Below are 14178 nucleotides of genomic sequence, written 5' to 3'. Positions count from 1 at the left end.
GCTGCGGTATCGGTCGACGCGGCGGAGTCGTCGGTGGCGCGGGGTCCCTGCTCGTTCGTGGTCACCGGAACATTGTGACGCACGGGGCCGACGAGCGCCCGTCCCCGCGGGGTGGGAGAGACCTCAGCGGACGAGGCGCTCCGCCCACGCCGGCGCCTGGCGCAGCAGCGCCTCGAGCGCCGACTCGTCGAGCAGGGTGGAGGTCTCCGGCTGCGTGGAGGGGTCGATGCGACCGGAGTGGACAGCGTGGGAAGCCCCGGTGTGCGCGATGGCGGCGACGCCCGCGGCATCGGCATCGGAGTGGCCCAGCCGCCGCCAGGTCTCCAGCATCATCTCGAGCTCGGGGCCGAGGTTCCCGCCAGGGCGGGGATCGACCACCACCTCGAGCACGGCGCCGTCGTCGCAGGCCTCGGCGATGCCCTCCCAGAGCGCGCGACCGGTCTCGGTGGTCAGCGGAGGCAGCCGCCGCGGGGCGATCGCCAGCCGCCGGATCCCGGCATCGCGGGCGGCGCGGAGCAGTCGCAGATCTGCGCCGACGCCGACGGTGACCTGGTCCGGGCCGAGGCCGAACTCCTCGAGAGCGACCATCAGGATGCGCCACAGCATCCCCACCTCGGGGGCCGGGACGGGGTCGTAGAGCCGACGGCCCGACGGGGTGGGGATCCGGCCCTCGTGGACCGCCGCCAGCGCGTCCTCCCGCAGCAGCACGTGCTGCTCGGCGCCCGGAACCCGTTCGGCGAGGATCCCGAGATGCTCGACCAGACCCTCCGCCAGCAGCATCGGCAGATCCCGCACCGCGCCGGGATCACCGAGTGTGCGCTCCCCCGACTGCAGGAAGGTCGCTGCGGACAGGGTCGCGGGACCCAGCGCGGTGGTCATCAGCGGTCCCTCGTAGCCCAGCAGCGCGATCCGAGCGGCGTCGAGCATCCGCTCCCGCAGCTCGCGGGCGTGCCGCCAGGCCTGTCCGGTGCCGGTGCCGAGGCGCCAGCCGTAGCTGACCAGGTCACCGGTGGTGTCGGCGAGCAGGGCGAGGGTCGCCGGGAGGAGGTGATCGGTGTCGTCCAGTCCCAGGGCCGAGGGCAGGTACATGCGCGTGGTGATCTGCTCCTCGAGGTCATCGCCCAGCAGCGCCCGCAGTCGCATCAGCGCGGCGAGGTGGGGGTCCGCCGGAAGTTCGAGGCGGAGCGACTCCTCCGGAGTGGGCGCCCGGAAGGTGCCGTCGCCGGTGAGGGTGACCAGTGGCTTCATGCGCGTCTCTCCAGGGTGGCGGCGGCGAGGACCCGGTCGGCGTCATAGAGGACGAGAGTCTGGCCGGGGGCGACGCCGCGGATGGGTGTGCTCAGCTCCACGCGCAGGACGGACCCGTCGGTGCCGTCCGTGGCGGGGGCCTCGAGGATCCGCGCCGGGGTCGCCTCGCCATGGGCACGGATCTGGGCGTGGACCTCCCTGCCCACCTCGAGCGGTTCGAAGGAGATCACGTCCGTGGCGACCAGCTCCCGGGTGGACAGCAGCTCGGCGGCGCCGATCACCACCTGGCGGGAGGTCGGATCGATGTCGACCACATAGCGGGGAGCACCGTCGGGTGCGGGCTGCTGGATGCCCAGTCCCCTGCGCTGGCCGATGGTGAAGCCGTGGGTGCCGCGGTGCGTTCCCAGGACCTCCCCGGTCTCGTCCACGACCTCCCCGGGCGATTCGCCGAGGTTCCGCTCGAGGAAGCCACGGGTGTCGCCGTCGGCGACGAAGCAGATGTCGTAGCTGTCGGGCTTGGTGGAGACGCCGAGGCCGCGGGTGCGCGCCTCGGCACGCACCTCGTCCTTGGTCGCGTACTCCCCGAGCGGGAACAGGGACCGGCCCACGGCCTCGGGGCCCATCACCGCGAGCACGTAGGACTGGTCCTTGTCCATGTTGCGCGAGCGGTGCAGCGACGGCGTCCCCTGCGGTCCGTCGGCGCGGATCGAGGCGTAGTGCCCGGTGCACACGGCGTCGAAGCCGAGCAGCGTCGCGCGCTCCAGGAGCGCGGCGAACTTGATCCGTTCGTTGCAGCGCACGCAGGGGTTCGGGGTGCGGCCGGCCGCGTACTCGGACAGGAAGTCCTCGACCACCAGGTCATGGAAGTCGTCCGAGAGGTCCCAGACGTAGTACGGGATGCCGATCTTCTCGGCGGCGCGTCGGGCATCGGAGGCGTCCTCGACGGTGCAGCAGCCGCGGGAGCCGGTGCGAGTCTGGTCCCGGTTCTTCGACAGCGCCATGTGCACGCCGACCACCTCGTGGCCGGCCTCGGCGGCGCGCGCCGCGGCGACGGCGGAATCCACTCCGCCGCTCATCGCTGCCAGCACCTTCATGCCCTGCCGCCTTCCCCGCTGATCTTCACAGTTCCTGCGCATCGAGTGTACGGAGGCGTGCGCCCGGGACGGGTGTCCGGTGAACGTGAGATGCGCCCCGTGCGGGCGGCGACGGGCGATCTCTCAGAGTGACAGCGCGCCCACGGCGCGGGCCCTGGCCAAGGATTCGGGCAGCGCCGCCAGCAGGATCTCGACGTCGCGGGCCGTGCTGGTCCAGCCCAGCGAGAGGCGCAGCGCTCCGCGCGATGCGCGATCGCTCACTCCCATCGCGGCCAGCACGGAGCTGGCCTGGGTCACTCCCGCGGAGCAGGCCGACCCTGCCGAGGAGTCCACCCCGCGCTCATCGAGCAGGAAGAGCAGCGCGTCGGAGTCCGCACCGGGGAACACGGCGTGCACGATGTGCCCGGACTGCGCGGCATCCGCCGGGAGCGTGAAGCGGACCTGCGGATCGATCTCCCGCAGTCCGTGACGGAGCCGCGAGGCCAGGGCCCGCAGTCGCGCGGACTCCTGCTCGCGCTCGGCGAGCACCTCCTCGAGCGCCGCGCAGAAGGCTGCGGCCTGGGCCGCGTCCAGAGTGCCCGAGCGCACTCCGCGCTGCTGGCCGCCGCCGGTGCTGAGCGCGGCGAAGGGGATCTCGGGCCGTGCCACCAGCACCCCCACCCCCACCGGGGCGCCGAGCTTGTGACCGGAGAGGGACATCAGATCCACGTCGTCCCAGCTCGGGAGCGCAACGTGGCCCACCCCCTGGACCGCGTCGGTGTGCACCAGGGTGCCGTGCGCCCGGGCCGTCCGTGCGAGCGCGGCGATGTCCTGCACGGCGCCGGTCTCGTTGTTGACCAGGGCGGCGCTGACCACTCCCACGTCCCCGCCGCCGAGCGCCTCGGCGATCCCGTCCGAGCGCAGCGCACCGACACCGTCCACCGGGAGCTCGCGCACCTCGAGCCCTGCGGTGCCGGCCGGTGCGGACAGGGACCGGGCGGTGGCGAGCACGGCGGGATGATCGCTCGCGGCCACCGCGACCGCCGTGCGCACGGGGTCCTTCTCCCGCAGCCCGAGCGGCACCGCGCGCAGCGCCAGGTTGTCCGCCTCGGTGCCGCCGGAGGTCATGAGCAGCCAGCTGCGCGGCACCCCGAGCAGCTCCGCGATCCGTGCGAGGGCCTCGTCGAGCACTCCTCGCGCCCGTCGGCCCGAGGTGTGCACGGAGGAGGGATTGCCGGGCACCGCGGAGGCCTCGAGGAAGGCGTCCCGTGCCGCCGGGCGCAGCACCGTGGTCGCGGCGTGGTCGAGATAGGCCCGCTCGTCCGCCCCGCCGGCGTGCTCTCCCGCGCCGACGCTCACCATGGCTTCACCGGATCGTCCTCGGATCCGCCGGGCTCATCCTCCCCGTCACCGCCCTGGGCATCTCGGTTGCGCTGCTCGAGCTCGTCGTCCTTCTGGTCCTCCTCGGAGTTCCCGTCGGTGGGAGCCTCCTCGTCGGGACCGTCGCCTTCAGGGTCCTCGCGGGTGGGGTCGCCGGGGTCCTGCTGGCCGGGGGTGCCTTCCTGCTCGTCACCGCCGCCCTGCTCCTGACCGCGGTCGTCGGGGTCGTTGCCGGCCTCCTCGTCGGCCTCCCGGCGCTTCTCCTCGACCCGCTCGCCGTTGTCCTCGGTGGTCTCGGAGTCCTCGTTGCCGGAGCCGGAGCCGCCTTCGCCCTCCCCCTCGCCGCCGCCTCCGCCGCCCGCGCAGGGGGCCAGCAGATCCTCGGCCTCGAAGAGGCGATCTGCCCGCGCCTGAGGGTCCTCGATCAGATCGGCCTGGCGCTCGATGGAGATCGCGAGGTTGTTGAGGATCTTGCACTGGGCGTGCAGCGGCGAGTTCAGATCGCTGTGGGCGTCCCATTCCTCCATCGCCGTGCGCAGCTCCTCCTCGGCAGCGGCGTCCTCGCCCTGCTGGAGCAGGGCGGTGCCCTTGGACAGGTGCGGCAGGTAGGGCTCGAACCAGTTGAGCCGCTCCACCGGTGCCAGGCGCTCGATCGCCGCGGGGTAGTCCTGCTTCTCGTAGGCGCCCAGATGCATCGCCTGCGTGATCGGCATCGAGACGAAGCGCACCGCCAGCAGCGCCAGCAGCACGATCAGCGGCGAGAGCACCACGAAGATGATGATCCGGGTCCGTCGCAGCCGCTTCACGTTCAGGCCGAAGTCCTTCGGGCTGCCGCTCGCCTCCTGCGCGAGCGCGGTGCCGGCTGCGCCGCCGGAGGCACCGGAGGGCCCGCTCGAGGCCGCGGGGCGGGGGTCCTGGGTCACCAGGGTGCTCATCTCTGCGCTCCTGAGATGTCGTAGCGGTCGAGCTTGCGCGGCAGGCGGTAGGTCATCTCTCCCAGCTCCCAGATCAGGAGCGCCGCCAGCGGGATGGCGGCGACCCAGTACCAGTCCTCGAAGCTCGCCACGCCGCGGCTGGACTCGGTCGGGATCGGCCGCAGCGTGATCCCCTCCATGGTCCCCTCGATCGCCGCCTCGGGGTCCTCGCGATGCAGATAGGGCACGCCCAGCTCCCCGGCGATGGTCTGCAGCTGCTCCTCGTCGATGCTCGAGATGCCCTGGCCGCCGTCCGGGCCGGTGATGTACTCGCCGTCGTCCGGGCCGCCCTGGGCCTTCATCGGGCCGCCCTCGGCGGTGCCGTAGCCGAGCACGCCCCCGCCATCGACGAAGCCCGCCGCCTGGCTGAAGGACTCCGAGTCCCGTTCATCGGTGTTCTCCCCGTCGGAGAGGAAGTAGACCAGCACGCTGGAGTCGGGGTCGTCGCGCTTGGCCTCGGAGATCTCCACCAGCAGCGGAGTCAGCGCGCGGTCCACGTTCGATCCGGTGGAGTAGGCGGTGGGCTCGGTGACCAGGGTGTCGATCCAGGCGCGCGCGGCACCGGCGTCCGTGGTGAGCGGCAGCTGCTGGGTGGCGGTCGAGTCGAAGGCGATGATCGAGTAGCGGGCGCCCTCGGTCATCCCCATGATCCGGTCCATGTCCGCCCGGACCCCGTCCAGCCGCGGCTGCTCGCCCGCATAGTCCTCGGCGTTCATCGATCCGGTGCGGTCCACCACGAAGAACACATTGGCGTTCATCCGCTCCGTCTGCTCCCCCTCGAGAGGGGTCACGGGTCGCAGCGCGACCACCAGCAGCAGCAGGACCATCAGCAGCCGGCGGCCCCACGCCACGCGCTGGCGGGGACGGCGCACCAGCAGCACGATGCACATCACCGCCATCGCGCCGAACAGGGGGATCGTGGCCCACAGGGGCATGAGGTGCTCGAGATACATCAGCGCGTCCTCCAGCCCAGCACCAGGATCCCCAGCAGGGACAGGAAGGTGAGCACGAAGCCCACGGCCGGATGGTCCGTCCTCAGCACGGTCGGCGTCGCACCCAGGACCTCTGCCTGGGTCTTCTGGATCTCCCCGATGATCGAGGGGATCGCGTCCGGATCGGAGGACTCGTACAGCGCACCGTCCTGATCCTCGGTGGCGCCCTCGAGCTCCTCGAAGCACTGGGGCCCGCACTCGTAGGCCCCGGGATAGAAGGTGTACAGGTCGATCTCTCGCGAGGACACCCGCTCGGTCGCCTCCTGGAGGGTGAAGATCGGCTCGCCGTTGACCTCGTTGTCGGTCGCGAAGATGATCGACCGCGAACGGTCCTCCTCCGCCTGGTCGAAGACCTGCGCGCAGGAGGCGAGGCCATCGGGCACGATCGAGGCCTCATCGGCGATGCCGCGGGTCCCCTCCACGAACTCGACGTACTGGCGCACCTTGTCCTCGGAGTAGTCCTGGGAGCCCAGCCGGTACCCGAACTCGTCGAAGTCGATCGCCTCGGCGCCGGCCTCGAGCTCGCGCTTGATGAGGTCGTAGTCGTTGGTCAGCGGGAACACGGTGCGGCTGGTCGAGTTGAAGATCGACAGCGCCACCCGCTCCCCCTCGAAGGTGTCGACCAGCTCGGCGAAGGTGGAGAGGATCTCGGTGTCGTACTCGTACATCGAGCCGGACACGTCCAGGCACAGCACGATGTCGCGGGAGGAGAACTCCGGGGTCGCGATGCGCTCGCTGGCGATCCTGCCCGAGAGCACCGAGGCGGAGATCACCGCGAGCACCGCGATCGCCACCTGCAGGACCCGCGCCACGCGGGCCGCCCGCTGGGCCCGCACGAAGCTCGGGATCCGGTCCATGTACTGAGAGTTCGCGACCAGCACCGGGGAGCGGCGCATGGCCCGCCGGTTCCAGAACGTGATCGCCCAGACCGCGAGCGCCGCCACCAGCAGCAGACCGGTGACCCACCAGAAGATCATGACCATGTGCGGATCACCTCCCGGGCCCGACGCACCGACTCGCGCAGATCGCGGTCCGAGGCCATCGCGAAGTCCGGCTCGTAGAGGTCCCCGATCAGCACGCCGACGGCGCGGGTCCGCTCATCCGCCAGCAGCGTCGCCAGATCCTGGCTGGTGACGTCATGCCCCGTGGTGCGCCGCACGAAACGTCGCATCACCCCGGTGAGCTCGTGGTGGCCCTCGCGGGCTCCCAGCTGGTCGGCCTCGTGGCGATCGGCGATGTCGTTGACCGCGCGCAGGAACTCCGCCTTCAGCGCCTCGACGTCGCTGGGGCGGCGCCGGAAGGCGATCCGCTTCTCGATGGCGCGGGTGATCTTCAGGGTGCCCACCACGAGCGCGAGGATCACCAGCACGCACAGCACCGCGAGGATCACCCAGGCGATCGAGTACTGGGGCGGAGCGATGATCTCGGGCGGCGCGGGATCGGCGCTCAGCGCGCCGCCGGCCCTGCCGAGCAGGGCTCCGGTGAGCCGGTCAGGCACGGGCATTGCGGTACTCCCTCGCCCGCAGCAGGGCGATCATGTCGTCCACGACGGTGGTCTCCCCCTGGGTGAGCATGTGGCTGACGTGCAGGCGATCCAGCATGTCGGAGATGCCCTCCCGGCGTGCCTCGCGGTAGGCGGCGACGTCGTGCGCGACCCGCTTCGAGGTGCGTGCCATCGAGCCGATCTCGCGGGGGGCGTCGACGTCCACGACGTCGTTCTCGAGCGCTGCGCCCTGCAGCGGATCGGCATCGGCGATCCGGATCACCAGCAGGTCGTGGCGGGTGGTCAGCCGGCGCAGCAGCGTGAAGTCCTCGACGCTCGGATGGGCCTCGTCGGTGATGATCGTCATCAGGGTGGGACGGGTGGTGACCCGGAAGGCGCGCTCCAGCAGCCAGGAGCTGCTGGCCGCACCGGCCGCCGTGGTGGTCGACTGCTGCACGGTGCGCAGCAGCAGCTCGAGATGCCCGTCGCTCGAGCGCGAGGGCAGCTGGATCGGCCGGCTCTCGTCGCCTGCGACCAGGCCCACCAGGTCGCCGTTCTTCTGCGCGAGGAAGCAGATCATGCCGGCGGCGAGGATCGCGGCATCGCGCTTGGAGCTTCCGTCGCCGGCGGTGGCGGCCATTGCCGCGGAGGTGTCCGCGACGATCGAGAGGTGCCGCACCCGCTCCTCGTTGAACTGCCGGATCAGCGGTTCGCCGGAGCGGGCGGTGGCCTTCCAGTCGATGTCGGAGATCTTGTCACCGGGCTGGTAGTACTTCAGGTCGTCGAAGTCCTCCCCGCTGCCCTTGAACAGCGAGCGGCCGCGGCCCTGGATCAGGCCGCGCGCCCGGTTCGAGGTATGCAGGTCGACTCGGGCCTTGACCCGGGTCAGCAGCGAGGTCGCCATGAGGTGGTGTCGCGCTCCGTCCGTCTCGTCCAGTGGGTCTCTCAGGGCATCGGCACGGCGTGGAACACCGCGTCGATGATCTGCTCGGGCTTGATGCCGCTGGCCAGGGCGTCGAAGGTGAGCACCAGGCGATGACGCAGCACTCCGTACCGCATGGCCCGCACATCATCGGGGGTGACATAGTCCCGGCCGCCCAGGAGGGCGTGGGCCTGTGCGACGCGCATCAGGGCGAGCGAGCCGCGGGGGCTCGCTCCCACGCGCACGGACTGGGTGAGGTTCGGGACCGGGCGCGGTCCGGAGCCGCGGGTGGTGAAGATCAGGTCGATGATGTAGCGCTTGACGGCAGGGTCCACGTACACCTGGTCGACCATCGCCTGGAGGAAGCGCACGTCCTCGAGGGTCACGGTGCCCACGGCCTCGCGCGGCCCGGTGAGGCTGCCGGCGGTGGAGCGGTCGAGGATCTCGTGCTCCTCGGCGGGGCGCGGGTAGGTGAGGATCTCCTTCATCAGGAAGCGATCCATCTGCGCCTCGGGGAGGACGTACGTGCCCTCCTCCTCGATCGGGTTCTGGGTGGCGAGGACCATGAACGGTTCGGGCAGCTTGTACACCTCGCCGCCGATGGAGGTCTGCCGCTCCTGCATCGCCTCGAGCATCGCGGACTGCGTCTTCGCGCTCGAGCGGTTGATCTCGTCCAGCAGCACCACGTTCGCGTGCACGGGACCGAGCTGCGTGGTGAAGGTGCCCGAGCCGTAGTTGAAGATCTGGGTGCCGATGATGTCGTTGGGCATCAGGTCCGGCGTGCACTGGATACGCGCGAAGGAGCCCGTGATCGAGGAGGCCAGGGCGCTCGCGGCGGTGGTCTTGGCCAGTCCCGGCACCGATTCCAGCAGCACGTGGCCACCGGCGGCGAGCGCGGCGACCAGGGTCATGCGCAGGTTCTCCTGTCCCACCACCCGGGACTGGAAGACCCCGGTGATGGTCCGGATGATCGCGCCGCTGCGCTCGAGGTCGCCGGGCGCGACCGCGGCGCTCGCGGGGGCGAAGTCCCCCGGGCGGCGCGAGGCCCCGCCTCCGGAGCGCCCGGGGCCCGGCGCAGAGGTGGCCGACGGTCCCGAGGCCGCAGGCGGCACGGCAGGCGGGGCTGCAGGGCGTCCCGGGTCTCCGGGATGCTGGCTGGGTGGGTTGCTCATGCGCTGCGGTTCCCCCGTCGTGCGTTCAACTCGTGCGGCTGGTGCTGCTGGTGCTCCCGCTCCGCGACCCGCGGCCGGCGACCCTCCCCCGAGGCGACCCGAGGCCGGACCGGCCGTGGCCGTGCGGATCCGCAGGGCGGATCTGTCGTGCGGGCGACCTCGCCCCGTCGGCGACGGATCGAGGACCACCGCGATGATCCTAGCGGCACCGGTCACCCCGAGGGCCATTCAGCCACGGCGCGGTGCGAGAATGCGCGGGTGCCAGCAGACCGTGACGATCGTGCGACTCCTCCCGTCGCCCCCACCTCTCCCGGCCTCGTGGTCGATGATCTGGGCCGGGGCACCTTCGCGGTCGCCGCGCCCCGCGCCGGCACGGTGGACCTGTGCATCCGCCGGGGCACCACCGAGCATCGTCAGCGCCTGCGCCACTTCGACGGAGGACTGCGCTGGGGCCACGTGACCGGGATGACCCCCGGGACCCGGTACGGGCTGCGGGTGGACGGTCCGTGGGATCCGGCGGGCGGGATGCTGTGCTCCCCGTACAAGCTGCTGCTGGATCCCTGGGGGCGCGGCGTCTCGCACTCCTCACCGCTGCTGAGCTCCTTCTTCCCCTTCGAGGTCGATGCGATGCTCGACCGCGTCGGGGACGGGTCGCGGCGCGACGAGGTCGACAACGGCGACGACGCGGTCTGGTCGGTCGTGGTCACCGACACCTTCGACTGGCAGGACGATCTGCGGCCGAAGGTCGACTGGGACTCCACCGTGCTCTACGAGATGCACGTGAAGGGCTTCACCGAGCTGCATCCCGATCTGCCGCCCGAGCAGCGCGGCACCTACGCCGGCCTCGGCCATCCGGCGGTGACCGGATACCTGCGCAGCCTGGGGGTGACCAGCGTCGAGCTGCTGCCGATCCATGCGGCGATGGACGAGGCGCACCTGACCCGGCTGGGGCTGACGAACTACTGGGGCTACTCGACGATGTCGTACTTCGCCCCGGACCCCTCCCTCGCCACCGCTGCGGCGCAGAACGCCGGGGCGCAGGCGGTGGTCGACGAGGTCCGGACCATGGTGCGCACCCTCCATGCCGCAGGATTCGAGGTCATCCTCGACGTGGTCTACAACCACACCGCCGAAGGGGGCGCCGACGGACCCTCCCTCTCGCTGCGCGGACTGGACAACCTCGAGTACTACTGGAGCGACCACGGTCGGTTCTTCGACGTCACCGGGACCGGCGGCACCCTGGACCCGCGCTCGGTGCACGTGATGGACCTGATCCTGGCCTCCCTGCGCTACTGGGTGCAGGAGATGCACGTGGACGGCTTCCGCTTCGATCTGGCGGCGACGCTGGGCCGTGACGACAGCGGCTTCCGCCCCGACCATCCGCTGCTGCGGGCGATCGCCACCGACCCCGTCCTGCGCGGGGTCAAGCTGATCGCGGAGCCCTGGGACGTGGGCACCGGCGGCTGGCAGACGGGAGGCTTCCCCGTGCCCTTCGCGGAGTGGAACGACGCCTTCCGCGACGACGTGCGCGCCTTCTGGCTCTCGGACCGGGCGATGCGCGAGCGCTCCGGGAACAGCGCCCTGGGAGGAGTCCGCGACCTCGCGACCCGGCTGGCCGGATCGAGCGACCTGTTCACGGCTCGCGACCCGCTCGAGCTGCCGCCGGGACGCAGCCTGCGCTCGCCCTGGGCCTCGATCAACTATGTCACCGCCCATGACGGCTTCACCCTGCGGGATCTCACCGTCTACGAGACCAAGCGCAACGACGCCAACGGCGAGGACAACCGGGACGGCACCTCGGACAACCGCTCCTACCACCACGGTCACGAGGGCGAGCTCCCGGACGGCGGCGAGGGCGTCGCCGGCGCACGGGAGATCGAGGCGGCGCGTCGCCGCACCGCACGCAGCATGCTCGCCACGCTGCTGCTGGCCTCCGGCACCCCGATGCTCACCGCCGGAGACGAGCGCGGACGCACCCAGCAGGGCAACAACAACGCCTACTGCCAGGACAACGAGATCTCCTGGGTGGAGTGGACCCGCAGCGCGCGGGCCGACGACCTGCGCGAGACCACCTCTCGGCTGCTCCGGCTGCGGGGCGAGCACCCCCAGCTGCGCTCGCCGCACTTCCTGCGCCCTGCGGAGCCCGCTGCGCTGGACGCCGGTCAGGTCGCCTGGTTCCGCGGCGACGGCCGGCCGATGACGCATGAGGACTGGATGGATCCCACGCAGCATCTGCTCGCGATGCTGCGTCCCGCGGTCCGCGGCCGTGAGGGCGCCGAGCACCTGCTCGTGATCCTCTCCTCCGAGGCCGCCGCGGTGCAGTTCCCGCTCCCCGAGGCGCCCTGGCCGCAGGGCGCCGCCCGGGTGCTGCTGGACACCGCCGCGGAGTCCCCCGGGTCGCTCGTCATCGCCCCGGTGGCCGACCGCACGGTCCGGATCGAGCCCGGAGCCGTGGTCGTCCTCGGGATCGCGGCCGACGCCGCAGGAGGTGCTCCCGAGCGGCTATCGTGAGGACCGTCACCGCGACCGTCGCAGAGCTGCTCGTCCAGGACGAGTGCTCAGGCAGGAGGGCCCATGTCCGAGACCACAGACCTCACGGGACTGGGAGCCGGCATCGGTCGGATCCCGATCATGGGGGTGCAGCCGGTGGTCGACGGCGGGCGGTTCCCCGCCCGCTGCGTCGAGGGCGAGACCGTGACGGTCAGCGCCAACGCCTTCCGTGAGGGGCACGACGCGATGGGGGTCCAGCTGGTGCTGGTCTCCCCCGACGGGCAGGAGAAGCGGCAGGCGCTGCGCTCGACCAACCCCGGATTGGATCTGTGGGAGACCACCATCCGCCCCGGGAGCACCGGGCACTGGTCCTTCCGGATCGAGGCCTATTCGGCGCCCTACGAGAGCTGGGCCCACACCGCCGAGGTGAAGATCCCCGCCGGGATCGACCCGGACCTGGTGTGCGCCGAGGGCGCCGTCGTGCTCACGCAGGTGCTGGCCGAGATCGAGGCCGGGACCCGCTCGGCGGCCGACGGCCCGGTGGTGCGCGCCGCTCTCGAGAGCCTGCGCTCCCCCGGACTGCCCGCCTCCTCGCGGGTCGCGCCCGCTCTGGCCGCCGACCTGCGCGGCATCCTCGCCGAGCGTCCGCTGCGCGAGGGGGTCACCGTCGCCGGTCCCTATCCGCTGATCGTCCAGCGGCCTCGGGCGCTGTACGGCTCCTGGTACGAGTTCTTCCCCCGCTCCGAAGGGGCGCACTTCGATCCCGAGCACGGCTGGACCTCCGGCACCCTGCGCACCGCCGCCCGCTCCCTGGACCGGATCGCCGCGATGGGCTTCGACGTCGCCTACCTCACTCCGATCCATCCGATCGGCACGACGTTCCGCAAGGGTCGCAACAACACCCTGGACCCTCAGCCCGGCGATCCGGGATCCCCCTACGCGATCGGTTCCCCCGAGGGCGGCCACGACGCGATCCACCCCGAGCTCGGCACCCTCGAGGACTTCGACGCCTTCGTCGCCCGGGCGAAGGAGCTCGACCTCGAGGTCGCCATGGACATCGCCCTGCAGTGCTCCCCCGACCATCCGTGGGTGAGCGAGCACCCCGAGTGGTTCACGGTGCGGGCCGACGGCACCATCGCCTACGCCGAGAACCCGCCGAAGAAGTACCAGGACATCTATCCCCTGAGCTTCGACACCGACTACGAGGGCCTGTACGCCGCGATCCGGGACATGCTCGAGCACTGGGTCGCGCACGGGGTGACGCTCTTCCGCGTGGACAACCCGCACACCAAGCCGGTGCGCTTCTGGGAGGAGCTGCTGGCGGAGTTCGATGCGAAGCACCCCGAGGTGATCTTCCTGGCCGAGGCGTTCACGCGCCCGACGATGATGCACACCCTGGGCAAGGTCGGCTACCACCAGTCCTACACCTACTTCACCTGGCGCGAGAGCGCGGAGGAGCTGCGGGAGTACCTCGAGGAGCTGGTGGTCTCCGCGCCGTACATGCGGCCGAGCTTCTGGCCCACCACCCACGACATCCTCACCCCCTACATGAGCTCGGGCGGGCGCAGGGCCTTCGTGCTGCGGGCGATCCTCGCCGCGACACTGGTGCCCACCTGGGGCATCTACAGCGGCTACGAGCTGGTCGAGGACGTCCCCCGGCCCGGCGCCCAGGAGCAGATCGACAACGAGAAGTACGAGTTCAAGCCCCGCGACCACGCCGGGGCGCTGGCACGCGGGGAGAGCCTCGAGCCGCTGCTGGCGAGGCTGAACCGGATCCGCCGCGAGCATCCCGCCCTGCAGACCCTCACCACGATCCGCTTCCACGAGGCCGCGGACGAGCAGGTGCTGGTGTTCTCCAAGCACCTCGACGCGGCCGCCACGGGCACCGGCTCCCCGGACACCGTGCTGGTGGTCTCGCTGACCGCTCACGATCGCGACGCCCGCACCTCCGTGCGTCTGGACCTCGACGCGCTCGGGGTCGGCGAGTCCTTCGAGGTCGAGGACCTGCTCACGGGTGAGCGGTTCCACTGGGGCCGCGAGCCCCACGTGATCCTGAGCGCGGCCGACCGGCCCGCGCACGTCCTGCGGATCGTCCACCCCGAGGAGACCTGAGACATGACCGAGATTCCCGACCGTTCCCGGGCCTCCCGCCCCTCCGCTCCCGCCGCCACCGGTGCCGCCGGTGTGCCGAATGCTCCCGATGGCGCCCCCGCCGGCTCCCCCGCCGTCGGCGGTCCCGTCGGCGGCTCCCCTGCCGTGCGCGCGACCGTGATGCCGCTGGGCGAGCACGAGCTCGGGGCGACCGCGACCGGCAGCTACCACGAGCCGCACTCCGTGCTCGGTGCCCACGAGTACGAGGGTCGCGTCACCGTGCGCACCCTCAAGCCGCTCGCCCAGGAGGTCGCGGTGGTGCTGCCCGACGGCGGCGTCCACACCATGGAGCA

12 protein-coding genes are annotated in these 14178 nt (G+C 71.6%); 3 read left to right on the top strand and 9 right to left on the bottom strand.

Features of this window, described 5'->3' with window-relative positions; all coding sequences use genetic code 11:
- Window positions 1-123: 123 nt before the first annotated feature.
- The 9 genes from VF289_RS12325 to VF289_RS12285 form a co-directional block, all read right to left on the bottom strand.
- The gene (locus VF289_RS12325) at window positions 124-1248 is read right to left on the bottom strand and encodes a hypothetical protein (protein WP_330884188.1); all 1125 of its coding nucleotides are present in this window, start codon (window positions 1246-1248) and stop codon (window positions 124-126) included.
- The gene (gene mnmA / locus VF289_RS12320) at window positions 1245-2342 is read right to left on the bottom strand and encodes a tRNA 2-thiouridine(34) synthase MnmA (protein WP_330884187.1); all 1098 of its coding nucleotides are present in this window, start codon (window positions 2340-2342) and stop codon (window positions 1245-1247) included. The genes VF289_RS12325 and mnmA overlap by 4 nt, the downstream gene beginning before the upstream one ends.
- 123 nt (window positions 2343-2465) lie before the next feature.
- A complete protein-coding gene (locus VF289_RS12315) occupies window positions 2466-3683 on the bottom strand; it encodes a cysteine desulfurase family protein (RefSeq protein ID WP_330884186.1) in 1218 nt (405 codons plus the stop codon).
- Complete coding sequence (locus VF289_RS12310; RefSeq protein WP_330884185.1) at window positions 3677-4636, bottom strand: hypothetical protein; 960 nt, start codon at window positions 4634-4636, stop codon at window positions 3677-3679. Before VF289_RS12310 ends, VF289_RS12315 begins: the two co-directional genes overlap by 7 nt.
- Window positions 4633-5628, bottom strand: a complete 996-nt coding sequence (locus tag VF289_RS12305; protein ID WP_330884184.1) for a vWA domain-containing protein — start codon at window positions 5626-5628, stop codon at window positions 4633-4635. Before VF289_RS12305 ends, VF289_RS12310 begins: the two co-directional genes overlap by 4 nt.
- Complete coding sequence (locus VF289_RS12300) at window positions 5628-6650, bottom strand: hypothetical protein (protein ID WP_330884183.1); 1023 nt, start codon at window positions 6648-6650, stop codon at window positions 5628-5630. Before VF289_RS12300 ends, VF289_RS12305 begins: the two co-directional genes overlap by 1 nt.
- Window positions 6641-7171: a hypothetical protein gene (locus VF289_RS12295; protein ID WP_330884182.1), complete on the bottom strand. Its 531-nt coding sequence runs from the start codon at window positions 7169-7171 to the stop codon at window positions 6641-6643. The genes VF289_RS12300 and VF289_RS12295 overlap by 10 nt, the downstream gene beginning before the upstream one ends.
- Window positions 7158-8054 carry a DUF58 domain-containing protein gene (locus VF289_RS12290; RefSeq protein WP_330884181.1) on the bottom strand — a complete coding sequence of 299 codons (897 nt, stop codon included), beginning with the start codon at window positions 8052-8054 and terminating at the stop codon, window positions 7158-7160. Before VF289_RS12290 ends, VF289_RS12295 begins: the two co-directional genes overlap by 14 nt.
- Before the next feature lie 41 nt (window positions 8055-8095).
- Window positions 8096-9244 carry a MoxR family ATPase gene (locus VF289_RS12285; RefSeq protein WP_330884180.1) on the bottom strand — a complete coding sequence of 383 codons (1149 nt, stop codon included), beginning with the start codon at window positions 9242-9244 and terminating at the stop codon, window positions 8096-8098.
- A 258-nt stretch (window positions 9245-9502) separates the two neighbouring features.
- Between VF289_RS12285 and glgX the strand changes: the two genes are divergently transcribed.
- From glgX to VF289_RS12270, 3 genes are all read left to right on the top strand, one after another.
- The gene (gene glgX, locus VF289_RS12280) at window positions 9503-11755 is read left to right on the top strand and encodes a glycogen debranching protein GlgX (RefSeq protein ID WP_330884179.1); all 2253 of its coding nucleotides are present in this window, start codon (window positions 9503-9505) and stop codon (window positions 11753-11755) included.
- A 63-nt stretch (window positions 11756-11818) separates the two neighbouring features.
- The gene (locus VF289_RS12275; RefSeq protein ID WP_330884178.1) at window positions 11819-13846 is read left to right on the top strand and encodes an alpha-1,4-glucan--maltose-1-phosphate maltosyltransferase; all 2028 of its coding nucleotides are present in this window, start codon (window positions 11819-11821) and stop codon (window positions 13844-13846) included.
- Window positions 13847-13849: 3 nt separating this feature from the next.
- Window positions 13850-14178, top strand: a 329-nt coding sequence (locus tag VF289_RS12270; protein ID WP_414644480.1) for a GlgB N-terminal domain-containing protein, incomplete at its 3' end; no start/stop codon positions are given.

The sequence above is a fragment of the Brachybacterium sp. genome, assembly GCF_036379615.1.
Taxonomy (GTDB): Bacteria; Actinomycetota; Actinomycetes; order Actinomycetales; family Dermabacteraceae; genus Brachybacterium.
This window is presented reverse-complemented; position numbering and strand designations above follow the sequence as displayed.